The organism is Paraburkholderia sp. EG286A (genome assembly GCF_040965375.1).
Classification (GTDB): Bacteria; Pseudomonadota; Gammaproteobacteria; order Burkholderiales; family Burkholderiaceae; genus Paraburkholderia.
The window spans coordinates 254,456-277,861 of sequence record NZ_JBFRCB010000001.1 but is presented as its reverse complement, the minus strand read 5'-3'; the positions used below and the strand labels follow the sequence as shown (position 1 = coordinate 277,861).

At 65.9% G+C, this 23,406-nt stretch carries 23 protein-coding genes; 12 read left to right on the top strand and 11 right to left on the bottom strand.

Annotated features, from left to right (window positions below; translation table 11 throughout):
* Positions 1-216 precede the first annotated feature (216 nt).
* Positions 217-825, top strand: a complete 609-nt coding sequence (locus AB4Y35_RS01320) for a phospholipid-binding protein MlaC (protein WP_368688682.1) — start codon at positions 217-219, stop codon at positions 823-825.
* An 81-nt stretch (positions 826-906) separates the two neighbouring features.
* Here AB4Y35_RS01320 and AB4Y35_RS01315 read toward each other — a convergent pair whose 3' ends face one another.
* Together AB4Y35_RS01315 and AB4Y35_RS01310 are read right to left on the bottom strand one after the other, a co-directional pair.
* Positions 907-1,572: a response regulator gene (locus AB4Y35_RS01315; RefSeq protein WP_368703817.1), complete on the bottom strand. Its 666-nt coding sequence runs from the start codon at positions 1,570-1,572 to the stop codon at positions 907-909.
* Between the two features lie 2 nt (positions 1,573-1,574).
* A complete protein-coding gene (locus AB4Y35_RS01310; protein ID WP_368703042.1) occupies positions 1,575-3,077 on the bottom strand; it encodes a cache domain-containing protein in 1,503 nt (500 codons plus the stop codon).
* A gap of 340 nt (positions 3,078-3,417) precedes the next feature.
* On the opposite strand from AB4Y35_RS01310, the gene AB4Y35_RS01305 reads away from it, so the two are divergent.
* The 3 genes from AB4Y35_RS01305 (at position 3,418) to AB4Y35_RS01295 (ending at position 8,002) form a co-directional block, all read left to right on the top strand.
* The gene (locus AB4Y35_RS01305; RefSeq protein WP_368703041.1) at positions 3,418-5,505 is read left to right on the top strand and encodes a carbon starvation CstA family protein; all 2,088 of its coding nucleotides are present in this window, start codon (positions 3,418-3,420) and stop codon (positions 5,503-5,505) included.
* Positions 5,506-5,530: 25 nt separating this feature from the next.
* Positions 5,531-5,737: a YbdD/YjiX family protein gene (locus tag AB4Y35_RS01300; RefSeq protein ID WP_069261565.1), complete on the top strand. Its 207-nt coding sequence runs from the start codon at positions 5,531-5,533 to the stop codon at positions 5,735-5,737.
* Between the two features lie 288 nt (positions 5,738-6,025).
* Positions 6,026-8,002: an SMP-30/gluconolactonase/LRE family protein gene (locus tag AB4Y35_RS01295; RefSeq protein ID WP_368703040.1), complete on the top strand. Its 1,977-nt coding sequence runs from the start codon at positions 6,026-6,028 to the stop codon at positions 8,000-8,002.
* A 76-nt stretch (positions 8,003-8,078) separates the two neighbouring features.
* Here the strand turns inward: AB4Y35_RS01295 and hpnH are convergent, their stop codons facing one another.
* Positions 8,079-9,230, bottom strand: a complete 1,152-nt coding sequence (hpnH, locus tag AB4Y35_RS01290; protein WP_028202781.1) for an adenosyl-hopene transferase HpnH — start codon at positions 9,228-9,230, stop codon at positions 8,079-8,081.
* Positions 9,231-9,242: 12 nt separating this feature from the next.
* Entirely contained in the window at positions 9,243-10,187 is a 945-nt protein-coding gene (gene ispH / locus AB4Y35_RS01285) for a 4-hydroxy-3-methylbut-2-enyl diphosphate reductase (RefSeq protein ID WP_254353571.1), read from the bottom strand.
* A gap of 409 nt (positions 10,188-10,596) precedes the next feature.
* On the opposite strand from ispH, the gene hpnC reads away from it, so the two are divergent.
* Positions 10,597-11,466: a squalene synthase HpnC gene (gene hpnC / locus AB4Y35_RS01280; RefSeq protein ID WP_368703039.1), complete on the top strand. Its 870-nt coding sequence runs from the start codon at positions 10,597-10,599 to the stop codon at positions 11,464-11,466.
* Entirely contained in the window at positions 11,463-12,641 is a 1,179-nt protein-coding gene (locus tag AB4Y35_RS01275; protein ID WP_368703038.1) for a glycosyltransferase, read from the top strand. Before hpnC ends, AB4Y35_RS01275 begins: the two co-directional genes overlap by 4 nt.
* A gap of 81 nt (positions 12,642-12,722) precedes the next feature.
* Here AB4Y35_RS01275 and AB4Y35_RS01270 read toward each other — a convergent pair whose 3' ends face one another.
* Together AB4Y35_RS01270 and hpnA are read right to left on the bottom strand one after the other, a co-directional pair.
* Positions 12,723-13,352, bottom strand: a complete 630-nt coding sequence (locus AB4Y35_RS01270; RefSeq protein WP_368703037.1) for a hypothetical protein — start codon at positions 13,350-13,352, stop codon at positions 12,723-12,725.
* A gap of 109 nt (positions 13,353-13,461) precedes the next feature.
* Positions 13,462-14,484: a hopanoid-associated sugar epimerase gene (hpnA, locus tag AB4Y35_RS01265; protein ID WP_368703036.1), complete on the bottom strand. Its 1,023-nt coding sequence runs from the start codon at positions 14,482-14,484 to the stop codon at positions 13,462-13,464.
* 128 nt (positions 14,485-14,612) lie between these two features.
* Between hpnA and AB4Y35_RS01260 the strand changes: the two genes are divergently transcribed.
* Positions 14,613-14,909 carry an acylphosphatase gene (locus AB4Y35_RS01260; RefSeq protein WP_069261571.1) on the top strand — a complete coding sequence of 99 codons (297 nt, stop codon included), beginning with the start codon at positions 14,613-14,615 and terminating at the stop codon, positions 14,907-14,909.
* A 77-nt stretch (positions 14,910-14,986) separates the two neighbouring features.
* On the opposite strand, the gene egtD is transcribed toward AB4Y35_RS01260, so the two are convergent.
* Entirely contained in the window at positions 14,987-15,991 is a 1,005-nt protein-coding gene (gene egtD, locus AB4Y35_RS01255; RefSeq protein ID WP_368688674.1) for an L-histidine N(alpha)-methyltransferase, read from the bottom strand.
* 478 nt (positions 15,992-16,469) lie between these two features.
* Here egtD and rarD point away from each other — a divergent pair, with 478 nt between their 5' ends.
* Positions 16,470-17,363, top strand: a complete 894-nt coding sequence (gene rarD / locus AB4Y35_RS01250) for an EamA family transporter RarD (protein ID WP_368703035.1) — start codon at positions 16,470-16,472, stop codon at positions 17,361-17,363.
* An 18-nt stretch (positions 17,364-17,381) separates the two neighbouring features.
* Here the strand turns inward: rarD and AB4Y35_RS01245 are convergent, their stop codons facing one another.
* Complete coding sequence (locus tag AB4Y35_RS01245; RefSeq protein WP_368703034.1) at positions 17,382-17,921, bottom strand: DUF962 domain-containing protein; 540 nt, start codon at positions 17,919-17,921, stop codon at positions 17,382-17,384.
* A 139-nt stretch (positions 17,922-18,060) separates the two neighbouring features.
* Between AB4Y35_RS01245 and AB4Y35_RS01240 the strand changes: the two genes are divergently transcribed.
* The 3 genes from AB4Y35_RS01240 (at position 18,061) to AB4Y35_RS01230 (ending at position 20,906) form a co-directional block, all read left to right on the top strand.
* Entirely contained in the window at positions 18,061-18,765 is a 705-nt protein-coding gene (locus tag AB4Y35_RS01240; protein WP_368703816.1) for a Crp/Fnr family transcriptional regulator, read from the top strand.
* 177 nt (positions 18,766-18,942) lie between these two features.
* A complete protein-coding gene (locus AB4Y35_RS01235) occupies positions 18,943-19,584 on the top strand; it encodes an HAD family hydrolase (RefSeq protein ID WP_368703033.1) in 642 nt (213 codons plus the stop codon).
* A gap of 80 nt (positions 19,585-19,664) precedes the next feature.
* The gene (locus AB4Y35_RS01230; RefSeq protein WP_368696601.1) at positions 19,665-20,906 is read left to right on the top strand and encodes a dienelactone hydrolase family protein; all 1,242 of its coding nucleotides are present in this window, start codon (positions 19,665-19,667) and stop codon (positions 20,904-20,906) included.
* A gap of 24 nt (positions 20,907-20,930) precedes the next feature.
* Here AB4Y35_RS01230 and AB4Y35_RS01225 read toward each other — a convergent pair whose 3' ends face one another.
* From AB4Y35_RS01225 to AB4Y35_RS01215, 3 genes are all read right to left on the bottom strand, one after another.
* A complete protein-coding gene (locus tag AB4Y35_RS01225; protein WP_254320152.1) occupies positions 20,931-21,191 on the bottom strand; it encodes a hypothetical protein in 261 nt (86 codons plus the stop codon).
* Positions 21,192-21,226: 35 nt separating this feature from the next.
* Positions 21,227-22,015 carry a DNA/RNA non-specific endonuclease gene (locus tag AB4Y35_RS01220; protein WP_368703032.1) on the bottom strand — a complete coding sequence of 263 codons (789 nt, stop codon included), beginning with the start codon at positions 22,013-22,015 and terminating at the stop codon, positions 21,227-21,229.
* A 243-nt stretch (positions 22,016-22,258) separates the two neighbouring features.
* On the bottom strand, positions 22,259-22,618 hold the full coding sequence (locus AB4Y35_RS01215; protein ID WP_042268533.1) for a DUF3564 domain-containing protein: 360 nt from the start codon (positions 22,616-22,618) through the stop codon (positions 22,259-22,261).
* Between the two features lie 306 nt (positions 22,619-22,924).
* Here AB4Y35_RS01215 and AB4Y35_RS01210 point away from each other — a divergent pair, with 306 nt between their 5' ends.
* On the top strand, positions 22,925-23,347 hold the full coding sequence (locus AB4Y35_RS01210) for a rubrerythrin family protein (RefSeq protein WP_069261580.1): 423 nt from the start codon (positions 22,925-22,927) through the stop codon (positions 23,345-23,347).
* Positions 23,348-23,406: the final 59 nt, after the last annotated feature.

The following is a 23,406-nucleotide window of genomic DNA, read 5'->3' as shown; positions in this document are numbered from 1 at the left end:
ACAAGTATACCGGCCCCGCCCGTCCCGGCGCGGGTCATGCACACCTGGGCTCGAGGCGGCGCCCCGGCAGCGCATCTGCCAAAGCCGTTATACTGGCTCAGCCGGCGGCGCGACGGTTACGTGATTGCACTTGCTTACGTGATTGCACTTGCACTTGACCGCACGCACTGAGTCGCACTGTACCGGCGCCTGAATTTCACTGTTCCAGAAGAGCGTATGAAACGTTACCTGACCGCATTTTTCGTCGCCGCCTGTTTCACGGGTGTTTCGGGCGCCGCGTTCGCGCAGACCACGCCGGACGCTGTCGTCAAGGCCGCCGTGGAAGGCACCGTGAAGGCGATGCAGGCCGACCCGCAGGCGCGCGGCGGCGACATGAACAAGATCACCCAGGTGGTCGAGACCCATTTCGTTCCCGCCACCGACTTCAAACGCACCACGCGGATCGCCGTTGGCAAGCCCTGGGCGACGGCCACGCCCGAACAACAGCAGAAGCTGTATGAGCAATTTCAACTCCTGCTCGTGAAGACCTACGCTTCGTCGCTCTCGCAACTGCGCGATACCCAGGTGACCTTCAAGTTCTCGCCTTCGAACACGGGTGCGGGCGCGAAAGACACCGTGGTGCAGTCGCACGTGATCAGCAACGGCGGCGACGACGCCATCGACTACCGTCTCGCGCAAACGCCCAACGGCTGGAAGATTTACGACATCAACATGATGGGTGCCTGGCTGATCCAGGTCTACCAGACGCAATTTGCCGACCAGATCGCCAAGGGCGGCATCGACGGCCTCATCAAGTTCCTCGTCGACCACAACGCACGCAGCTGAGCACCGCACGTCGATCGTCGATCGGTGGTTGCACACGCACCGTGACGTCGCGGGCGCTCCGGGTAAGCCGGAGCGCCCGTTTTACTTTCTGCGGTGCTCCACCGCGAACTTGATCAACTCCGCCTGGCCTTCGATCTCCAGCTTGCGCTTGAGGTTGAGCCGGTGCGTTTCCACCGTGCGCACCGAAAGCCCCTCGCGCTGCGCGATCTGCTTGCTCGAGAGTCCTTGCGCGAGCGCGTCGAGAATGTCGCGCTCGCGCGGCGTGAGACGCTCGACGGGGGTGCTGCGCGCCGACGCCTGGATCATGCGCGCACTCAAACCCGCGCTGAAATACGTGCGCCCGGCCAGCACCGCCTCGATCGCGCGGATGATCTCGGTGGCCGGCGAATCCTTGAGCACGTAGCCGCTCGCGCCCGCGCGCACCGCCTCGGTCACGTATTCGACGTTGTCGTGCATCGACAGCATCAAGACGCGGATGGCCGGAAAGCGTTCATGGAAAATGCCCGCGAGCGCGATGCCGTTCACGCCGGCCATGCCCACGTCCATCAGCACGAGATCGGGTTCGAGCGACGCGGCGAGCGCGATGGCCTCGTCGGCGTTGCCGGCTTCGCCCGCCACCTCGAAACCCGGCACGGCTTCGAGCCGTGCACGCAGGCCGTCGCGCACGAGCGGATGGTCGTCCACGAGGACGAGGCGCGCGGGTCTCGCGCCCGGGCCGGTCGAGTCGTTCACGTTTGCATTCGTCATCGTCATTTCGGTGTTCCTGATACAGCGGCTTTGGATGCTGTATTGGGCGCTGCATTTGACGCCGCATTCGACGCAATAGGCACCCACGCGGTGACGAGCGTATGGCCGGGCTGCGAGGTGATGTCGAGGCGGCCGCCGAGCGACTCCAGGCGTTCGCGCATGTTGCGCAGGCCCAGACCGGCGCGCGGGTCGACCAGCGCGTGCGCCACGTCGAAGCCGCGGCCGTTGTCGGCAATGGCGAGTGTCACGCCGCTCGCGGCGACTTCCAGCGTGAGCGCGGCGCGTGCCGCTTGCGCGTGCCGCACGATGTTGGTGAGCGCTTCCTGAGCAATGCGAAAGAGCACGGTGTTGACGGCGTCCGGCAGCGTGAGGACTGGCGCCTTGCGGCTCGCCGGCTTCGGCGCGGCCTGCGTGAAGGCGATCTCGATGCCCGTTTGCTCGGCCATCTCGCGCGTGAGTTGCTCGAGCGCGGCCGCGAGGCCCAGGTCGTCGAGCATCGAGGGGCGCAGTGCGTGCGAGATGCTGCGCACTTCGCGCAGCGTGTCGGAAAGCCGCGAGAGTCCGGTGGCGAGCGACGCTTCGGCGGCGGGCACGCGCGTTTCGCCGCGCTCGAAGCGTGCCAGCGCCGACTCCAGCAGCAGCTTCACCGAAACGAGCATCTGGCTGATGCCGTCGTGCAGTTCGCGCGAGAGCCGCGCCCGCTCCTGCTCCTGCGACTCGACCACCTGCTGCGCGAGGCGCTTGAGTTTGGCGTCGGTGCTGCGGTGCTCGCTCACGTTGAGCACGAGCGCGCCGAGCGCGATGACGAGCACGCCCGCGAGTGCGATCACGCCGAGCCACTGAATGGTGTGCTCGATATTCGCGGAGGCGCGCTCGTCGATGTGCGCGAGCGTGGAATCGACGTCGTCGAGATAGATGCCGGTGCCGATCATCCAGCCCCAGCGCGGCAGCGGCACAACGTAGCCGAGCTTGGGCGCGAGCTTGCCCGTGGACGGCCGGTGCCACATATAGCGCACGTAGCCGCCGCCGCGCTGGGCCGCGGCAATCAGTTGCTGGATCGTGAGCGCACCCTGCGGGTCGCGCAGGTTCCAGAGATCCTGGCCGACCAGCGCGGGTTCGCGCGGATGCATGAGCGAGCGCCCGTGCATGTCGTAGACGAAGAAATAGCCGTCGGGGCCGAAGTCCATCTTCTGCAGCACGGCTAGCGCCGCTAGCTGGCGGTCGGCTTCGCTCTCGGGCGCGGGCAACGCGTCGCTGGCGTTTTCCTCGGGCGCGTAGAGCGGCGCGATGGCGCTCGTGGCCAGCTCCACGTAGTGGCGCAGCTCGATCTCCTTGCTCGACAGATAGGCGCTCTGCATGGTCGCGTGCTGCGTTTGCGCGAGCTGCGTGGCCTGCTGGCGCACGCCGATCCCGATGCCGGCAATGGCGGCGAGGAACGGCACGACCGCGAGCAGGAAGATTTTCGTCTTCAGGCGCCGGTCGGCGAAGAAAAATGGGGCGGGCATGACGGTGTTCGGAAGCTGAGACTGCAAGCATAACCGGGCGGGCGCGGCACAGGCGCCAAATTCACGCGCCGCGCAAGAGGGTGTCCTTGCGCGACACGTTGCGCGGTGGGTCGCGATTGTCGTTGCGTGCGCAACGAATTGTTGCCTCCCCTACGTAGTTCTACGTAGCGCGCTTACGTAGTTGTCCGGTTGTGGCTGACGGTCTGAAAGCGAATACTACCGCCCACGACATGGCGCAATGCGTCATGCATGCGCCGCCATCGCCACGATGCTGTGGACGGCGCGCAAGGGTCCGGTTCCGATGCCGGACACAAAGCTAAAAACACAATGGAGACACCGCATGAGTCGGACATCCAGTTTTGTCGTCTGGACGCTGGTCGCGCTGCTTGGCGCGTTCGCGTTCGGCACTATCGCGCTCGCGCACGGCGAGCGAATCAGCGCACTGTGGATCGTGATCTGCGCCGTGTGCGTCTATCTGATCGCGTATCGCTTCTATAGCCGCTTCATCGCCACGCAGGTGCTGCAGCTCGACGGCCTGCGCATGACGCCGGCCGTGCGCCACAACGACGGGCTCGACTACGTGCCCACCAACAAGTTCGTGCTGTTCGGCCATCACTTCGCGGCGATCGCGGGCGCGGGTCCGCTCGTCGGTCCGGTGCTGGCCGCGCAGATGGGCTACATGCCCGGCATGCTGTGGATTCTCGCGGGCGTGGTGTTCGCGGGCGCCGTGCAGGACTTCGTGGTGCTGTTCCTTTCCACGCGCCGCGACGGCCGCTCGCTGGGCGACCTCGTGAAGATGGAACTCGGTCCGGTGCCCGGCGTGATCGCGCTGTTCGGCACCTTCCTCATCATGATCATCATCCTCGCGGTGCTCGCGCTGATCGTGGTGAAGGCGCTCACGAACTCGCCGTGGGGCACGTTCACGGTGGCCGCGACGATTCCCATCGCGATCTTCATGGGCCTCTACGTGCGCTACATCCGCCCGGGCAAGATCGGCGAGATTTCGATCATCGGTTTCGTACTGCTGATGGCTTCCATCGCCTTCGGCCAGCACGTACACGATTCGCCCACGCTCGCAGCCTGGTTCACGTTCACGGGCACGCAGCTCACGTGGATCCTGATCGGCTATGGCTTCGTCGCTTCGGTGCTGCCGGTGTGGCTGCTGCTCGCGCCGCGCGACTACCTCTCGACGTTCCTCAAGATCGGCACGATTCTCGCGCTCGCGATCGGCATTCTGATCGTCGCGCCGGAACTGAAGATGCCGGCCTTCACGAAGTTCATCGACGGCACGGGTCCGGTCTGGTCGGGCAACCTGTTCCCGTTCCTCTTCATCACGATCGCGTGCGGCTCGGTGTCGGGCTTCCATGCGCTGATCTCGTCGGGCACGACGCCCAAGCTGCTCGACAACGAAACCAACGCGCGCTTCATCGGTTACGGCGCGATGCTGATGGAATCGTTCGTCGCGATCATGGCGCTCGTGGCCGCCTCGGTGATCGAGCCGGGCGTGTACTTCGCGATGAACGCGCCGCTCGCCGTGCTCGGCACGACGCCGGACGCCGTCGCGGCAACCGTGGGTCACTGGGGCTTCGTGCTCACGCCGGACATGCTCACGCACACCGCGCAGGCCGTGGGCGAAACGACCATCGTCGCGCGCGCCGGCGGCGCCCCGACGCTGGCCGTGGGCATGGCGCAGATCCTGCACCAGGTGGTGGGCGGCGAGGCGATGATGGCGTTCTGGTATCACTTCGCCATCCTCTTCGAGGCGCTCTTCATCCTGACCGCCGTCGACGCGGGCACGCGTGCGGGCCGCTTCATGCTGCAGGACCTGCTCGGCACGTTCCACCCGTCGCTCAAGCGCACGGAGTCGCTGCCGGCCAACCTGATCGCCACGGGCTTGTGCGTGGCCGCGTGGGGCTACTTCCTCTACCAGGGCGTGGTCGATCCGCTGGGCGGCATCAATACGCTGTGGCCGTTGTTTGGCATCTCGAACCAGATGCTCGCCGGTATCGCGCTGATGCTCGCCACCGTCGTGCTCTTCAAGATGAAGCGCGAGAAGTTCGCATGGGTCACGGCACTGCCCACGGTGTGGCTCCTCATCTGCACGCTCACGGCGGGCTGGCAGAAGATTTTCGACAGCAACCCGAAGGTGAGCTTCGTCGCGCACGCACAGAAGCTCTCGGCGGCGATCGCGGAAGGCAAGATCGTCGCGCCCGCCAAGTCGCTCGAGCAGATGCAGCGCATGGTCTTCAACGACTACGTCGATGCCGCGCTCTCCGGCCTGTTCATCTTCGTGGTGGTCAGCATCGTCGTGTATGGCCTGATCGCGATTGCGCGTGCGCGCCGCATCGACCGTCCGACCGTGCAGGAAACGCCGTATCAGGCGATGCCGGCTGGCGGCGCGGCAGCTGTGACGAATCGCGTGCATTGATCGACGTTACTGAACGGAGCACATCATGTTCTCGGGACTTCGCGACAACGTACAGACGGCCGGGCGCTATCTCGGCCAGGCCATGCGTTTGATGGTCGGTTTGCCGGACTACGAGGGCTACGTCGCGCATGCGCGCGAGACGCATCCCGAGCGCCCGGTCATGACTTACGAGGAGTTTTTCCGCGAGCGGCAAAACGCCCGCTATGGGTCGGGCGCGGGGAAGTGCTGCTGACCCCCGACTGAGCGGATACGTTCAGCAAGAGGCGCGACGGCGAAGGCCGTCGCGCCTTTTTTTACGCCTGTAAACTTCGCGGCTCGGTGTTCGCTCAAAAAGCGCTCAATTCCCGCAGGGCGGCTGCCGTTAACTCTGACGAAGTTCCACACCAATTCGACGCATGACGCCGCACGCGGCGGTGCGCACGGATGCGAATCGTCGGGAATCGGCCTGCGCGTTTGCCGCGTGGGCAGCACCGCATCTTCAACTGTTGCACCGTAAGGTGTACGAATCAAAGAATCTTTCATGATCTTGCATCGAATCGGCGCAGCCTGGCTGGCGGCCGCTCTCACCGCAACGGCTGCGCCCGTTTGCGAAGCGCAATACTCAACCGACTGGATTGCGAACACTTACGGCACCAACGCGACGCACGTGGGCAACGTGGCCCGCTCGATGTGGGTCGCGCCCGAAGGCGTCATCTACACGTCGTCGATGTGGGATGAAAACGAAGGCGGCGTGGCGATCTACCAGAACGGCCAGAGCCTCGGCTCGATCGGCGGGCACGGCGACTTCCAGGGCGGCGCGATCACGGGCAACGCGACTTCGCTGTTCGTCGCGATGCAGTACAACGCCGCGTATGGCAGCGGCAACGTCGGGCGCTATAACCGCACGAGCGGCGCGCGCGACCTGCTGATCCCCGTGAGCGCCGATACGACCGAAAAGCTCGCCGATGTCGTCACCGGACTCGCGACTTCGGGCTCGCTGCTCTACGTGAGCGATTGCCCCGGCAACCGCGTGCGTGTGTACACCACGGACGGCGTCTGGCAGCGCGATATCAGTGTGGCGGGCCCGGGCGCGCTGACGCTCGACGCGAGCGGCAACCTCTGGGTCGCGCAGAAGAGCGCGGGCGCCGTGCTCGAGTTCGGCGCCGGCGGTCAGCTCCTGAACACCATCCAGCTGGCGTCCACGGCGCGGCCGTCGTCGCTGTATTTCGATGCGCAGACCTCGCAGTTGATGATCGGCGACTCGGGTCCCGACATGAACATCAAGACCTTCAGCGTCGCGGGCACGCCGTCTCAAACCGGCACGTTCGGCGTGCTGGGCGGCTATCTCGACACGACCTCAGGCATCAAGGGCCAGGTGGGCGACAAGCGCTTTACGCGCGTGGTCGGCATCGGCAAGGATTCCGCGGGCACGCTGTACGTGCTGAACAATCCGTGGGGCGGCTCGTGGGACCTCGGCCGCAACGGCGGCACCGATCTGCAGGCTTACGACGGCGCCGGCACGCTGCGCTGGAAGCTCCAGTCGCTCAACTTCGAAGGCAATGCGGCGCCGGATCCGGGCACCGATGGCGCACTGTTCTACGGCGGCATGAATATCTATTCGGGCACGGCTGGCGGCACCTTTGTGGCCAACACCATCGACCCGATCACGTATCCGTCCGATCCGCGCATCAATCTCGCCGACGCCGGTCGCGGCAACCATTTCGCGCAGGTGGCGAGCGTGAGCGGCAAGCGCATTCTCGTGGCGGGCGGCCAGAACCCCGATACGTTCTACTTCTTCCACTTCAACGCGGCGAGCGGCTATATCGCCATTCCGGATTACACGTTGCCGGGGGCGGCGTTCAGTACGACGGCCCCGGTGCGCAACGGCTTTTGTCTCGACAGCAAGGGCGACCTGTGGGTCGGCCTCGACAAGACCAACGTGATTTCCCACTATCCGCTGACGGGCTTCGATTCGACCGGCAAGCCGCTCTGGGGCGCCGCGATTACCACGCCGATTCCCGCCACGATCTCGCGGCTCACCCGCATCGTGTATCTGCCCGAAAGCGACACGATGATCCTCACCGGCGAGGACGCCAGCATCACCGACTGGACGGCGGTCGGCACGCGCGTCGAGGTGTATCACGGCTGGCTCGCCGGCAATACGAGCGCGCCGAATCCGGTGATCACGCTCACGAGTGCGAATCCCAAATCGATTGCGGCGGCCGGAAACTATCTGTTCGTGGGCTACGTGCACACCGTACCGAACATCGACGCGTTCAACCTCACCACGGGTGCGATCGACACGACGCTCATCAATAGCAACGCGAACGCGGTGTACGTGGGCAACGACGTGGATTCGATGTACGGTCTGCGCGCGTATCTGCGCTCGACCGGCGAGTATGTCGTGACGAAGGACAACTACAACGCTTCGAGCGCGGTGGTGTACCGGTGGACGCCGGCGGCGGCGAGCACGACCACAGCGACGAACGCAACGGTGTCGCCGTTCAGCGCGAAGTGACAAAAAAGACAAAGGGCGCAACGGCTAAAACCGTTGCGCCCTTTTTGCGTTTCATCCGCCCGTGGCGGAAACCGCTTTAGCTAGCGGCGACCGTAACCGGCTTCTTGGTCTTGGCCGAGTTCTTGATCTCTTCGAGCTTGATCTCGACGTGACGCGAGAACACGTATTCAGCCGGACGCGCGCCTTCGAGCGGGATGTCCTTCGCAAACGCGCCCGTCGTGCGCGGGCCCGAGAGGGCGATGCGCGCGGCCTTGAGCGGATGCGCAACCGTGTCCATCACGGCGGTGGCCTCGAAGCCGCAGTGGACCATGCAGTCCGCGCACTTCTCGTACTTGCCCGTGCCGTACTTGTCCCAGTCGGTGGTTTCCATCAGTTCCTTGAAGGTCTTCACGTAACCTTCGCCGACCAGATAGCACGGCTTTTGCCAGCCGAACACCGTACGCGCCGGGTTGCCCCACGGCGTGCACTGGTAGCTCTGGTTGCCGGCCAGGAAGTCGAGGAACAGGCTCGACTGGCTGAACGACCACTTCTTGCCGTTGTTGCCGCGCTTGAAGATTTCGCGGAACAGGTTCTTGGTCTTGTCGCGGTTCAGGAAGTGCTGCTGGTCCGGGGCGCGCTCATACGCATAGCCCGGCGACACCGTGATGCCGTCCACGCCGATCTCGCCGACCGTGTCGAAGAACTTCGCCACGCGCTCGGGCACGGCGTCGTTGAACAGCGTGCAGTTGATGTTCACGCGGAAGCCGCGGCGCTTGGCTTCCTTGATGGCCGCGACGGCCTTGTCGTACACGCCTTCCTGCGAGACCGAGTGATCGTGCGCTTCGCGGTCGCCGTCGAGGTGCACCGACCAGACGAAGTACGGATTCGGCTGGTAGTCGTCCATCTTCTTTTCCATGAGCAGCGCGTTCGTGCACAGATACACGAACTTCTTGCGCGCCATGATGCCCTTCACGATCTGCGGCATTTCCTTGTGCAGCAGCGGCTCGCCGCCTGCGATGGAAACGACCGGCGCGCCGCACTCATCGACGGCTTCGAGGCATTCCTCCAGCGACAGGCGCTGGTTCAGGATGGGATCCGGATAGTCGATCTTGCCGCAGCCATTGCAGGCGAGATTGCAGCGGAACAGCGGCTCGAGCATGAGCGCGAGCGGGTAGCGCTTGTTGCCGCTGAAATGCTGGCGGAAGATGTACGAGCCAACGCGGACTTTTTGTAGCAGCGGAATAGACAAAGCGTGTCCTCCTTAAACTTCGCGCGCGACGAGCGGTTGCAAGAGCTTCGACGGCAGCTTGAATTCGACTTTTTCTTCACGGCCCGCCATCGTCGACACCTCGACAGGCCCCAACGCGCGCAGCGCGTCAATGACGTTCTCAACCATTTCTTCGGGCGCCGATGCGCCGGCCGTGATGCCGACCGTTTGCACATTGGCGAACCATTCGGCCTTCACTTCCGAGCCGTCGGCGACGAGGTAGCTCGGCACCCCCGTTTCGCTGCCGATCTCGCGCAGACGATTCGAGTTCGAGCTGTTCGTCGCGCCGACGACGAGCAGAACCTCCACCTGATCCGACAGTTCGCGCACCGCTGCCTGGCGGTTCTGCGTCGCGTAGCAGATGTCGCGCGTGTCCGGGCCGACGATGTCGGAGAACCGCGCGAGCAGCGCGTCGATGATGCCGCGCGTGTCGTCCACCGAAAGGGTGGTTTGCGTCACGTACGCGAGCGGGGCATCGAGCGGCAGATCGAGCTTCGAAACATCGGCTTCGCTCTGCACGAGCAGCACGGTGCCGGGAATCTGGCCGATCGTGCCTTCCACTTCAGGGTGGCCGGCGTGCCCGATCAGGATCAGCGTGCGGCCCGCGGCGACGTACTGGCGGCCCTGCACATGAACCTTCGTGACGAGCGGGCAGGTGGCGTCGAGCACGTCGAGGTCGCGTTCCTCGGCGGCGCGTTCCACGGTCTTGGCCACGCCGTGGGCGCTGAAAATCGCCACGGCGCCTTCCGGCACTTCGTCGAGCTCTTCCACGAAACGCGCGCCCTTGTTGCGCAGGTTTTCGACCACGTGACGGTTGTGGACGATTTCATGGCGCACGTAGACCGGCGCGCCGTGTTTCTGCAGTGCGCGATCGACGATTTCGATAGCGCGGACAACCCCCGCGCAAAAGCCGCGGGGTTGGGCAAGGATCACTCGCATAGGGTGGCGAACTCCGACTGCCGCACAAAACGAGCAAGTTGGTAAAAATGACCTGATCGCCGGCGGCTGTCTATTATTAAAGATGCAAAAATCCGCCAAAGGGGTGACGGAGTAAAAACCAGACGCGCATTTTAACCCCTTCGCCTTTCGTTTGCTGTGTGGACCACGCGCGGGTGCGGCGTGCGCGCGACGGTGCAGTCCGGTCAGCGCCCCAATTTATCTCGAAAAGCCCGCTGCGTGGCGCTCCCACGGCCTGCGCAACGCGCGCCGCGCACGCGGCGCAGCACGGCGCCGGGAGCGGGCGTCCGGACGTTGCGCGGTGCAACATACTCCGGGAACCCTTAAAATGTGGCGTCCCGCGGGTCGACTGGATGGCGCCCGGGGATACGACCCCATTCTGGACGCCTTGATGGAACCCGACCACTACGACGATTTTCCGGTAGCGCGCGTACTGCTGCCGAAGGCGCTGCGCGCGCCTGTCGGCGTGATCTACCACGTCGCGCGCACGCTCGACGACATCGCGGACGAAGGCGACTGGAGCCCCGGGCAACGCCACACGCGCCTCGCCGACTTTCGCGAAGGCCTGAACGCCGTGGCCGAAGGCCGCCCCGCGCGCGTGCACCCCATGCTGTTCGCGCAGCTCGCGGACGTGGTGCGCGAGTGCCGCCTGCCGCTCGCACCGTTTTACGACCTCGTCGCGGCGTTCGATCAGGATATCGACACGACGCGCTATGCCGACCGCTTCGAGTTGCTGGACTTTTGCCGGCGCTCGGCGAACCCGGTCGGCCATCTGATGCTGCATCTGATCCACGCGGCGACGCCCGAGAATCTGGCCGATTCCGACGCGATCTGCACCGCCTTGCAGCTCGTCACCTTCTTGCAGGACGTGAGCGCCGACTGGGCGCGCGGCCGCATTTACCTGCCGCTCGCCGACCGCGAGCGCTTTGGCGTGACCGAAGCGCAGATTGCCGCCGGCAGGGTGGACGACGCCTGGCGCGCGCTGATGGCGCACGAGGTGGCGCGCGCGCGGGCGCTGATGGTGAGCGGTGCGCCGCTCGCGCTGCGCGTGCCGGGGCGCTTCGGCCTCGAGCTGTGCAGCGTCGTGCATGGCGGACTGCGCGTGCTCGAAATCATCGAGCGCGGCGGCTACGATGTGTTCCGCGCGCGGCCTGCGCTGCGCGCACCCGACTGGGCCGTGGTGCTCCTGCGCACAGCGGCCATGTGGCTGTCGCGCCGCGTGGGCGTGCGCGCCTCTTCGATCGAGAGTAACAACGCATGACTACGACCATTCTGTTTGCCGTCTCCTGTCTCTCGCTGCTGATCTGGCTCGTGCTGCTGTTCGGGCGCGGCGGTTTCTGGCGCGCGCGCCCGGCCGCGCCGCTGCCGATCGTCGAGCCCGCGGCCGGCTGGCCTGCCGCATGCGCCGTGGTGCCGGCGCGCAACGAGGCCGATGCGATCGGCGAGGCCGTGACCTCGCTGCTCCAGCAGAACTACGGCGGCGAGTTTCACGTGATCGTGATCGACGACCACAGCACCGACGGCACCGCGGAAGCCGCACGCGCCGCCGCGCTCGCGCTGCAGTGCCCGGAAAAGCTCAGCGTGATTACGGCCAAGCCGCTGCCGGCGGGCTGGTCGGGCAAGGTGTGGGCGCAGTCGCAGGGCATCGAGGCGGTGCGCACGCTCAAGCTGCCCGCCGACTATCTGCTCCTCACCGACGCCGACATCGGCCATCCGCCCGAAGCGCTCGCGCAGCTCGTCGTGCGCGCCCAGGCCGAAGGCCGCGACCTCGTCTCGCTGATGGTGCGGCTGCGCTGCGATTCCTTCTGGGAAAAGGCGCTGATCCCGGCGTTCGTGTTCTTCTTCGCGAAGCTCTATCCGTTCTCGTGGGTCAACAACCCGAAGAACCGCACGGCGGCCGCGGCCGGCGGCTGCATGCTGGTGCGCCGCCAGGCGCTCGAAGAGGCGGGCGGTATCGAGTCGATTCGCGCCGAGCTGATCGACGACTGCAGCCTGGCCGCGCGCATCAAGCATCGCGGCGAAGGGCATCACCCGATCCGCCTCGACGTTGCCGCGAAGAGCGTGTCGCTGCGCCCGTACGATTCGTGGAAGGACATCTGGAACATGATCGCGCGCACGGCGTTCACGCAGCTGCATTACTCGGCGTGGCAGCTCGCGGGCACGCTGCTCGGCATGACGATCATCTATCTCGCGCCGCCCGTGGTCGCGCTCGTGCTCGGGCCGCATGGCTGGCCCGCGTGGCTCGCCTGGGCGCTGATGTGCTGCGCCTACTCGCCCATGCTCGCCTACTACCGGCGCTCGCCGCTGTGGGCGCCGTTCCTGCCGCTCGTCGCGCTGTTCTACGTGGGCGCGACGTTCGCTTCGGCGTGGCGGTTCTGGCGCGGCAAGGGCGGTCAGTGGAAGGCGCGCGTGCAGGCGCCGGTGCAGGGGCGTTGAAGCGCTTCTCGCGAGAAGCAGCCAATGAAAAAAGCCGTCGGTTTCGACGGCTTTTTTGTTTTGACGATGTCCGCTCGCGCGTCAGCGTTGCGTGAGCATCATGTACATCTGCACGACGATGTCGGGCGAGAACGTAAACGGCACCCAGCCGTGGCCCGTGTGGCGCAGCACCAGCAGGCGGTCGCCGTTCGATTGTTTCTGCACGGCCATCATCGGATTCTTCGTCGATGCGAAGCGCCAGCCTTGCGGAATGCCGGGCGGCGGTTCGGGCTGCATCGAGGCGCGCGCGTTCGACAGCTCCTCGATCATCTGGCCGACTTGCAGCGCGTTGAGCGTCACCGTCTGGCCGCCGATCGACAGCGTGATTTCGTTTTGCGACGGGCGCGCCACGTGCAATTCGGGCTGCGCAGGCGCAGCCTGGGCCGCAACGGCCGCGGGTTCGATGGCTTCGGCAGTGTCGGTCACGGTTGCATTGGCGGCTTCAACGGGTTCTGCGGCGGCGGCATTGGCAGCCTCCGCGGCCGTCTCGACGGCAACGGTGTGCGGCTGCTCAGCGACGGCTTGCTCCGCTTCGCTGCTTGCAACGGGAGTGTCCTGCTGGGGAACGGCGGCGGCGCGTTCATCGGCGCGCGGTGCGTGCGCGGCGGCGGCGGCCTGAAGGAGCTGATCGACGCCCGCTTCGAGCACGCCAATCTGGTCTTGAAGATTCATGCGAGCTTCTCAGGTAAGACCGGGGATTTTACCCGCAGCTCGCGTGCATTGCCCTTCAGGCGTTGTACGCATGTCGCAAGAAAAGTTGTAACAGTTTCCTCAGCTGCCCTCATCGGGCGTTCAGATAGCCGGCCTCGCGGAACCATGCGAGCGCGTCTTTGAGGCCCTCGCGATACGGCCGCGCGCGATAACCCAGCTCGCGTTCCGCCTTCGCGGACGTGAAATACATCTTGTTTTTCGACATCTTGAGCGCATCGACGGTCACGAACGGCTCGCGCTTCGTGAAGCGCGCCACGGCTTCCGCGCCCATCGCAAGCGGATAGAGCGGCCAGCGCGGCAGCGCGATCGTGGGCGGCTTGCGGCCCACCATGCCGGCAATGTCGATGAGCATCTGCTGCAGCGGCAGATTCTCGCCGCCGAGGATGTAGCGCTCGCCGATGCGTCCGCGTTCCAGCGCGAGGAAGTGGCCGTTCGCCACGTCGTCCACGTGCGCGAGATTCAGGCCGGTATCGACGAACGCGGGAATCTTGCCGGTGGCCGCTTCGACGATGATGCGGCCCGTGGGCGTGGGCTTCACGTCGCGCGGGCCGATCGGCGTGGACGGATTGACGATCACGGCGGGCAGGCCGTCGCGCTCGATCATGCGCTCCACGGCGCGCTCGGACAGCACCTTGCTGCGCTTGTACACGCCGATGGCCTGCTCGGGCGTGAGCGGCGAGGTTTCGTCGGCGGAGTTGCCCGAACTCGTGACCTTGAGCGTGGCCACGCTGCTCGTGTAGACGATGCGCTCCACGCCTGCGTCGAGTGCCGCGCGCATGGTGGCTTCGGCGCCTTCGAGATTGGCGCGCTCGATCTCGTGCGGATCGGGCGCCCACAGGCGGTAGTCGGCGGCCACGTGGAAGAGATAGCGTACGCCATCGAGCGCGCGGCGCATCGAGGCGGCGTCGCGCATGTCGCCGGTGACGATCTCGGCGTCGAGCGCTTCGAGGTTCTTGCGCGGGCTCGTCGCGCGCACCAGCAGGCGCACGGCATAGCCCCTTTCCTGCGCGATGCGGGCGACGGCCGAGCCGACGAAGCCGGACGCGCCGGTGATCAGCACGAGATCGCGGTTGGCTCGGGAGGTGTCGGTCATTGCAGGGTCGTTTCCATGTTCGGTATTGGCGCGGCGGCGTGGCACGGATTGTACGTGGCGCGGGCCCGGCGCGTGCGCGCGTTGGCGTCTACAATGCCGACCGTAAAGCCTGCATGGAGAAACGAACAATGAGCGAACCGGATCTGGATACGCGCCTCGAAACGTACTACGTGCGCGTGCACGGGACGGTGCAGGGCGTGGGTTTTCGTCACGCGACGGTGCGCCAGGCGCACGCGCTGCGCATTCGCGGCTACGTCGCGAACATGGAGGACGGCTCGGTCGAAGCCGTGATCCAGGGCACGGCGAACCAGGTGGACCGCATGCTGTCGTGGCTGCGTCACGGGCCGCCGGCCGCGCGCGTCAGTTCGGTGGAAAGCGAGGAACGCCTGACCGAAAAACGCTACGAGCGCTTCGAGCAGCATTGAGCATCGCCCGATAAAAAAGCGGTGCGCCAGGCATCTGGCGCACCGCTTTTTCGTTTCGGACTAATATCGGACGCCGCTTACTTCACGGCCAGCAGGCTCTCCGCGAATCCCCAGTCCTTTTCGACCCACTGACGCGTGCATTCGAAGCCCGCGTCGGCGGCGATCGCCGGGATTTCGTCGGCGTGGTACTTGTGGCTGCTCTCGGTCCAGATCGTCTCGCCTGCGCCGATCTCGACCGTGAGATTCGCCGAGCGCACCTCGGCGTGCACGTCGCGCTTCGCGCGCAGATGCATCTCGATGCTGCGCACGTCCGGATTGAAGCGCGCGACGTGCTCGAAGTCGTGCAGGTCGAAGTCGGCGTCCAGCTCGCGGTTGATGCGCGACAGCAGGTTCAGGTTGAACGCGGCCGTGGCGCCGATGGCGTCGTCGTAGGCGGCGATCAGCGTGTCGACGGGTTTCACGAGGTCGGTGCCGAGCAGCAGCGTGTCGCCGGGGCGCAGCATCGCGCGGATGTCACGCAGGAAGCGCGTGGCCGCGAGGCGCGCAAAGTTGCCGATCGTGCTGCCGAGAAAGAGCACGAGCAGTTGCTCGCCTTCTTTGCGCTGGCGGCTCACTTCGGAAAGTCCGGCGAGATAGTCGCGCTCGTAGCCGACGATCGAAATGCGCTCGATGTCGGCCAGCTCGCGCCGGCACAGCTGCAGCGCGGTGCGCGAGATCTCGATCGGGCAGTACGACGTGGGGCGCTTGCGGCAGAGCGCTTCGAGAATGCGGCGCGTCTTGCGGCCGCTGCCGCTGCCGAGTTCGGCGACTTTCACGTCGGAGGGCAGCGCCTCGACGATCTCGGACGCGTAGCGCGTGAGCAGACGCTCCTCGCTGCGCGTGACGCCATATTCGGGCAGCACGGTGATGACCTCGAAGAGGGCCGAGCCGACTTCGTCATACAAATATTTCGACGGCAGTTCCTTTTGCGGCGAGCGCGTCAACCCGGCGCGCACTTCAGCGGCGAATGTGCTGGCGGCGGGCGAAAGGGCGAATGCACCGGCGGGGTCGGCAACGGCGGGGCGGGGCGCAGAAGATGGCATGCGGGCTCCAGGGGGCGTTGGACGTTGGGGACGGCGTCGTGAATCGCGGCGGCGGGCGTTGGCGTGGCGCTCCGGGATAAGCCGGGCACGGCTCCAGCGGCCCCGGTGAAATCTCGCTCGTCGAAGCGAATTCCAGCCGCGAATTCCAGCCGCGAATGGCAGCCGGTTAAGGCGACGGCGGGCTGGCGTGGCGAGACTTACGTTCTAGTCCATCGTGGCGTGATCTGCCGGACAAAATCGCTCGGCCTGCACCAGGGCGCAAGGCGCGCACGGCGTGTGCCCGCCTTGTCCGGCGTGGGTTTGCGCCGCCTGCGGCCGCCCAAACGCGACTAGAATGCGGTCTCGCCGACGCTTTCGCCGGCCCGCGCCTTATTCAATAGCCAATTCAAATGACAACCTTTTTACCCGCGCGTGCGAAATCTACGCACCGCGCCGCTCGCAATCCCGCCGTTCTCGCTTTCCGTCCCCGCACATCGCGATGAACCAGTACGAACCCGGGCGCGGCATTGCGCTTTCCGTGGGCGCTTCGGCGCTGTTCGCGCTGATGTCGGCCTATACGCTCCTGCTCGCCCCGCTCGGCGGCCTCGATATTTTCGCGTGGCGCGTGATCTGGACCGCGCCCGGCGCGCTGGCCCTGCTGGTGCTGCGCAAGCGCGCGCCGCAATTGGGCGCGCTCGTCGCGCGTATGGTGAAGGAGCCGCGCACCGCGCTTGCCCTGGTGGCGAGCGCCGCGCTGCTGGGCTCGCAGCTGTGGGTGTTTCTGTGGGCGCCGCTGCACGGGCGCATGCTGGAAGTGTCGCTCGGCTATTTCCTGCTGCCGCTGATCATGGTGCTGGTGGGGCGCTTTTACTATCACGAGCGCCTCGAACCGCTGCAATGGCTCGCCGTGGCGTGCGCCGCCGTCGGCGTGGCGCACGAGCTGTGGGCGACGCACGCGTTCTCGTGGCCCACGCTGCTCGTCGCGTTCGGCTATCCGCCGTACTTCGTGCTGCGCCGCAAGATTCACGCGGACTCGCTCGTCACCTTCGCCGTGGAGATGCTGCTGCTCGTGCCGGTGGCGGTGATCGAAGTGCGTGCGGGCGGCTCGCTCGCGCTGCTCGACGCGCACAAGTTCCTCGCCTTCGTGCTGCTGCCCGGACTCGGCGTGCTCAGCACCGTCGCGCTCGCGTCGTACCTGAAGGCGAGCCGGCTGCTGCCGATGGCGCTGTTCGGCATCCTCGGCTATGTCGAGCCGGTGCTGCTCGTGATCGTTTCGGTGACGCTGCTCGGGGAGCACCTGGGCATGCGCCAGCTCGGGACTTACGTGCCGATCTGGCTCGCCGTCGCGCTCACGGCGGTGCACGCGGCGCGGCTCGTGCGGTTCGAACGCTGAGGATCTTGCGACGGCCGCTTACTGCCGCGCTGCCTGGGCGCGCGGCGGATTGATACGCGTAGGGCCCACCTTCGCCTCAATCGCCGCCCGCAGCGCCGGGCGCCAGCCGAGGCTGAAGAGCGCTTCGGCGAGCACGAAGAGCGGGCCGATCATGAGGCCGATGAGATCGTCGACGAAGGCCGGCTTGCGATGCTCCCACGCGATATGCCCGACGAACTGGAAGATCCAGCCGACCACGAACAGTCCCACGCCGCCGCCCAGCCACGCGGCGGTGCCTTGCTGCGCGAGCCAGGCGCCGAAGGCCACGCACGCGACGGAAACGACCGCCATCATGAGGCCGAGCGGCACGTCCAGCACGAGGTAGTAGAGCGTCGCGGCGCCGAACAGGAGCCACGCGGGCGAGACCGGAACCGGCAGCCCGAGCACGATCACCGGGCGCGACAGCAGCACCGCGAGCGCGAGCACGATGAGCGGAATGCCGACGAAATGGGTGCCGATGTTGCGCGCGTCGCGGTGATAGGCCGCGTACTGGGTGAGTTGCTCGGTCAGGTTTCTCATGGGTGTCTCTCTGTCTCCAAAATCATTATGATCGTCGGGCTGACGAGCGCAAACCTTCGGCTAGCCGACAATTGCGCCGCTTTGTGACTCGCCTGGCCCCGCTCACCCTGTCCCGATGCCTTCACGTTCCGTCCCGTCCATCACCGCCAGTTCGCCGTCCGTCGCCGCGCTCGAGCGCAGCGCGTGGTTTCGCGGCGCGCCCGAACCGTTGCGCGAGGCGTTGCGCGCGGCGGGGCGCCTGCGCACGCTGCAGGCGGGCGAACGCCTCTTCATGCGCGGCGACGCCGACGACGGTCTCTACTGCGTGCTGGAAGGCGCGGTGCGCGTCGGGGCGGCGAGCGTAGCGGGCCGCGAGGCGCTGCTCGCCGTGGTCGGGCCCGCGCACTGGTTCGGCGAGATCGCGCTCTTCGACGGCGGCGCGCGCACGCACGACGCCTACGCCGAGCGCGATTCCACGCTCTTTCACGTGCCGCGCGCGGCGCTCGTGGCGCTGCTCGAGGCAACGCCGGCGTACTGGCACGCGTTTGGCCTGCTGCTCGCGCAAAAACTGCGTCTCGCGTTCGACGCGATCGAGGAAACCGCGCTGCTGGGCGCTTCCGCGCGCGTGGCGCGCCGGTTGCTGCTGCTCTCGAACGAGTACGGCGAGGCGGCCGGCACGCAAGGCGGGCCGCGAGCGCGCCGCGTGATCAACGTGCCGCAGGAGGATCTCGCGCTGATGCTCGCGCTCTCGCGCCAAACGGTGAACCAGATCCTGCGCCAGTTCGAGCGCGAGGGGTGGCTCGCGTTGCGCTACGGCGAAATCGAAATCGTCGATGCCGCGGGTCTGGCGTCGAACGCGCAATGACGCTGATGCTTCGGCATCCATGCACGTCCATATCGATACATGTTGATGCATTACGTCAACATCAAAGAGCGCGCCTGGGCCGCGTTGCAGCAGGATCGCGTTTGCGCCGACAATGACGCCCGTTCGGCGCGCCCAGCCGCGTCGCCTTTCCCATCCACGCCAGGCCCATACCGCTTCATGAACGACCGCGTCGTCGCCGCATTCGACTTTGATGGCACCATCACCACGTCCGACAGCTTTCGCGCGTTCATGCTCGACGCCGCCGGGCCCGTCCGCTTCGCCGCCGCCGCGCTGCGCTGTTTGCCGTCGCTCATCGGCGTTCCGCTCGGCTGGTCGCCGCGCGGGCCCACTAAGGCGCGCTTCCTGTACGCCGCGATGGGAGCCGTGCGGCGCGAGGTGCTCGAAGCTGCCGCGCAGCGCTTTGTCGAGCGCCGTCTCCCCGCGCTGCTGCGCCCCGAGATGCTCGCCCGCGTGGCCGAACACCAGGCGCTCGGACATGAGGTCGTGCTCGTGAGCGCGTCGCCGTCGATCTATCTGCGCATGTGGGCGAAGACGGTCGGCATCGGCACCGTGCTTTCGAGCGAGCTCGAATGGCGCGACGGCCTATACACGGGCCATCTGGCGGGCAACAACTGCTGGGGGCCGGAGAAGGTTGCACGGCTGCGTGCGTGGTGGGGGGCGAACGCGCCCGCCACGCTCTATGCGTATGGCGACAGCCGCGGCGACAAGGAAATGGCCGAGCTGGCGCAGTACGCGTGGATACGCGGCGAGGCGGCGCTGCCGCCGCTCGCGGCGGCGGGCGGCTTCGGCGCGGCGTGAATGGTGCGACGCGCTGCAGCGGCGCGAGATCGACGCTAATCTACGGCAGCTAATCAGACCGAAAAGAGGAGACAGCCCCAATGAACGGACAATGGACTCAGGTGAAGTCGCACGACGGCGGCGAATTCCGCGCCTACACGGCGCTGCCGCCCGAGGGCAGCGGCCCCGGCCTCGTGTTGCTGCAGGAGATCTTCGGCGTGAATGGCTACATGCGCGCGCTCGCCGACCGCTATGCCGAGGAAGGCTACGTCGTGATGGTGCCGGACCTGTTCTGGCGTCTGGAGCCGAACGTCGATCTTGGCTACGAAGGCGCCGACGCGCAGAAGGCGTTCTCGCTCTACGAGCGCTTCGACGTCGACCTCGCGATGCAGGACGTGGCGCAAACGCTCGGTGCGCTGCGCGCGCATCCGCAGCACCGCGGCAAGGTCGGCGTGGTGGGATTCTGCCTGGGTGGCAAGCTCGCGTACCTGAGCGCGACGCGCACCGATGTCGATTGCGCGATCGGCTATTACGCCGTGGGCCTCGAAAACGATCTGGACGAAGCCGCGCGCATCACGTGCCCCCTTATGCTGCACTTCGGCGCCGACGACGCCCACTGCGACGCCGCCACGCGCGAGCGCATCGCGCAGGCGCTGGCGGGCAAGCCTGGCGTCGAGCTGTATACGTACCCTGGCTGCGATCACGCGTTCGCTTCGTCTTCCCGCTCGACGTACGACAAGCCGGCCACGATGATGGCCTACTCGCGCACGCTCGCCATGCTGCGCCGGGTGCTCGGCCCGATCTACGACTTCAACGCGCTGTGGGAAGAGCACTGCTACCACGAGTTCGTCGCGCGCAACCCGAGCGACGTGATGCCGACCATGGTCGCGCAGCCCTACGTCAACCACATTCCGACGATGACGGGCGGCGTGGGCCACGACGAGCTCAAGCGCTTCTACACGCACCACTTCGTGCATTCGAACCCGGAGGACACGCGCCTGATCCCGATCTCGCGCACGATCGGCTCGGACCGCGTGGTGGACGAGTTCATCTTCTGCTGCACGCATGACCGCGAGATCGACTGGCTGCTGCCGGGCCTCGCGCCCACGGGCAAATACTTCGAAGTGCCGATGCTCGCCGTGATCTGCTTTCGCGGCAACAAGCTCTATAACGAGCACATCTACTGGGATCAGGCTTCGGTGCTCGCGCAGATCGGCGCGATCGATCCCACCGGCCTGCCGATCGCGGGCGCGCAGAGCGCGAAGAAGCTGCTCGACGAAACGCTGCCCTCGAACACGCTCATGGCGCGCGCCTGGAGCGAGAGCGAAGGCAAGCCGTTCTAAAGCATGCGCTTCGCATGAGCGTGATCAGTTGAACGGATTGTCGACGACGCCGGGCTTCTGGTCCGGCTCGTCGGCGACCTTCGCGGGCAGGTGCGGGTCGGCCTGCAGTGTCTTCACGACGTCGTCGAGCGCCGCCTTCAGCGCCAGCGCGGCGGCGAGCCCGCGCTTGTCGCGCGTGAGTTCCAGCGTGCCGGCGAGTGTCACGCGCGTCGTGCCGTTCGTGAGCGTGAGCGCGTCGCCTTGCACGTTGAGCACGTCGTTGTCGTTTGCATATGCGTCGAACACTTTGTGATCCTCCTGATGCGTAATGGGGGGCGCGCCTACCAGCCCCATTTGCTCACGGCAAAGCCGCGGCCATTGAACGAAACTTTTTCCTTCGCCGCGACATTCGCCGGAATTCCGGGGAATGAAATGCCGCTCTGCGCTTCGAGATCGCGCACCGAGCGCACGTCGTAACGGTCGACAGCCGTATTGTCCGCGACGATCGCAAACGCGAGCTGCTGAGAAGGCACGTACACGACCTTGAAGATCTGCGTCGGCACGAGCACGCGCGTCGCGCCGATCGTCTGGAGTTGTGCGCCCGTGAACAGCGGGCCGGTCACGACATAGGCTTCGCCATACTTCGACGCGAGCTTGCGCACGGCGCTTTCGATATGGGCCCAAAGGCGCTGGTTGTTGTCGCGATTCTGCGGAACGATATTGGCGAGTGAAAACGATTCCGCCATCGCCTGTGCATTCCAGCGGTTGCCCGCCGGGCTCATGTGGCCGCGGTCGAAGCCGCTGCGCTTGTAGTCGGCGAGCGTCGCGCCTTCGCCTTCGGGCAGGCGGTCGTCTTCGAAGAAGCGGTTCGTGCGCGTCATGTCCTTCGCGGCTTCGAGGTGGTCGCGCGTGAGATGCTCGGCCGACCACAGCGGCCCGTGCGTGACGCCCGAATGCAGCACGACAAAATCCGAATAGCAGAGCATGCGCGTTTTCGGCGCCATGCGCTGATTCGTGAGCGTCGGGAACTGGCCGTCGGGCACGAATTGCGAACAGGCCGGTGCGGCGATTGCGTGGCTCGCGGCGGCGAGCAGCAGGGAGGTAACAAGCGAGGCAAACAGCTTCTTCATCGAGAGGACAGGCTGGACTGGGGTGGGATCAAGCGGGCTGAAAGTATAGCGGGCGCATGGCGCGCGTGGAGGCGAGAGAAAAAATGCAGGCGCAAAAAAACGCGCGCCCGCTCAAGGGCGGGCGCAAGCGAGAGGTGACGCACAAACAGATGCAATGAGCGCGGCAGCGTTGCGTTGCTGCGCAAGGAGCGAGGCGGCAAATGATGCCGCCTGCATTCAATCGGTCAAATCATCAACCACGACTCAGCCTGCAAAAAGCGAATGCTCGGCGCGGACCATCTGGCGGTCCACCGCCTGAAGGCGCCATTGGCCTTCCATCGGCGAGTGCGAGGTTTCGCACGACCATGTCGCGTCGCCGTGTGCTGAACTGATTTCCTGGCGGCGGTTCACATGCAGGCCGCGCAGCGTGCACAGCGGCTCGTTTTCGAGCGGTGCGCACAGCGACGTGACACCATTCACGTCGCGCAATTCACCCCATTCTGGCAGGTCGATCCCTTCGTGAGACTCGCGGGACCAGCGTTGCTGGTCGGTGTCGAGCCAGAGCACTGCATAGTCGTGATTGACGGTCGGATCGGAACCGTTGATCAGGATCGTAAGTCGCATGGCATCTCCGCAAAATTAATCGGGCGCGTCGGCAATTTCAAAGTCTAGGACGACTCCGCGCGCGCGCAAAGTGAAGAGTGCAGGACAGAACGTCGCGCGCATGGCGCGTGCCTGGACCCGCCCCGTTTATGCGCATTTCGGCCCGCGTAAACCCGGCTACGCTATCGCCGGGATTGAAATTCACAATTGGGAACGCAAACGCCACAACCTAGATTGATAGTGCGCCGAAGTCGCCCACGCATGCTGCATTGCACGAGGCGAATTGCGTCGCGTCCCCACATTTCAGGTCGAACGATGGAGGCATAGATGGCACAGCTAAAGGGCTCGAAGACGGAACAGAACCTCAAGGATGCATTTGCCGGCGAATCACAGGCCAACCGCCGTTATCTGTATTTCGCAGCCAAGGCCGACGTAGAAGGACAAAACGATGTCGCGGCGCTGTTTCGCTCGACCGCCGAAGGCGAAACCGGCCACGCGCACGGCCACCTCGAATATCTGGAAGCGGTAGGCGACCCGGCAACCGGGCTGCCGTTCGGCACCTCGCGTCTGAATCTGCAGGCGGCCATTGCGGGCGAAACGCACGAATACACCGACATGTACCCCGGCATGGCCAAGGTCGCGCGCGACGAAGGCTTCGACGAAATCGCGAACTGGTTCGAGACGCTCGCCAAGGCGGAGCGCAGCCACGCCAACCGCTATACGAAGGCGCTGGACGTGCTGGCGGACTGAGGCGGGTCGGGCATTGCCGCGTGCCTGACGGCACGCACCCATGACGCGCGCTTTTTGTT

What these genes read in the sequence shown, in the direction of transcription:
- AB4Y35_RS01320 (WP_368688682.1), top strand. Translation starts at nt 217, where the DNA reads ATGAAACGTTACCTGACCGCATTTTTCGTCGCCGCCTGTTTCACGGGT.
- AB4Y35_RS01315 (WP_368703817.1), bottom strand. Translation starts at nt 1,572, where the DNA reads ATGACGAATGCAAACGTGAACGACTCGACCGGCCCGGGCGCGAGACCC.
- AB4Y35_RS01310 (WP_368703042.1), bottom strand. Translation starts at nt 3,077, where the DNA reads ATGCCCGCCCCATTTTTCTTCGCCGACCGGCGCCTGAAGACGAAAATC.
- AB4Y35_RS01305 (WP_368703041.1), top strand. Translation starts at nt 3,418, where the DNA reads ATGAGTCGGACATCCAGTTTTGTCGTCTGGACGCTGGTCGCGCTGCTT.
- AB4Y35_RS01300 (WP_069261565.1), top strand. Translation starts at nt 5,531, where the DNA reads ATGTTCTCGGGACTTCGCGACAACGTACAGACGGCCGGGCGCTATCTC.
- AB4Y35_RS01295 (WP_368703040.1), top strand. Translation starts at nt 6,026, where the DNA reads ATGATCTTGCATCGAATCGGCGCAGCCTGGCTGGCGGCCGCTCTCACC.
- ispH (WP_254353571.1), bottom strand. Translation starts at nt 10,187, where the DNA reads ATGCGAGTGATCCTTGCCCAACCCCGCGGCTTTTGCGCGGGGGTTGTC.
- hpnC (WP_368703039.1), top strand. Translation starts at nt 10,597, where the DNA reads ATGGAACCCGACCACTACGACGATTTTCCGGTAGCGCGCGTACTGCTG.
- AB4Y35_RS01275 (WP_368703038.1), top strand. Translation starts at nt 11,463, where the DNA reads ATGACTACGACCATTCTGTTTGCCGTCTCCTGTCTCTCGCTGCTGATC.
- AB4Y35_RS01270 (WP_368703037.1), bottom strand. Translation starts at nt 13,352, where the DNA reads ATGAATCTTCAAGACCAGATTGGCGTGCTCGAAGCGGGCGTCGATCAG.
- hpnA (WP_368703036.1), bottom strand. Translation starts at nt 14,484, where the DNA reads ATGACCGACACCTCCCGAGCCAACCGCGATCTCGTGCTGATCACCGGC.
- AB4Y35_RS01260 (WP_069261571.1), top strand. Translation starts at nt 14,613, where the DNA reads ATGAGCGAACCGGATCTGGATACGCGCCTCGAAACGTACTACGTGCGC.
- egtD (WP_368688674.1), bottom strand. Translation starts at nt 15,991, where the DNA reads ATGCCATCTTCTGCGCCCCGCCCCGCCGTTGCCGACCCCGCCGGTGCA.
- rarD (WP_368703035.1), top strand. Translation starts at nt 16,470, where the DNA reads ATGAACCAGTACGAACCCGGGCGCGGCATTGCGCTTTCCGTGGGCGCT.
- AB4Y35_RS01245 (WP_368703034.1), bottom strand. Translation starts at nt 17,921, where the DNA reads ATGAGAAACCTGACCGAGCAACTCACCCAGTACGCGGCCTATCACCGC.
- AB4Y35_RS01235 (WP_368703033.1), top strand. Translation starts at nt 18,943, where the DNA reads ATGAACGACCGCGTCGTCGCCGCATTCGACTTTGATGGCACCATCACC.
- AB4Y35_RS01230 (WP_368696601.1), top strand. Translation starts at nt 19,665, where the DNA reads ATGAACGGACAATGGACTCAGGTGAAGTCGCACGACGGCGGCGAATTC.
- AB4Y35_RS01220 (WP_368703032.1), bottom strand. Translation starts at nt 22,015, where the DNA reads ATGAAGAAGCTGTTTGCCTCGCTTGTTACCTCCCTGCTGCTCGCCGCC.
- AB4Y35_RS01215 (WP_042268533.1), bottom strand. Translation starts at nt 22,618, where the DNA reads ATGCGACTTACGATCCTGATCAACGGTTCCGATCCGACCGTCAATCAC.
- AB4Y35_RS01210 (WP_069261580.1), top strand. Translation starts at nt 22,925, where the DNA reads ATGGCACAGCTAAAGGGCTCGAAGACGGAACAGAACCTCAAGGATGCA.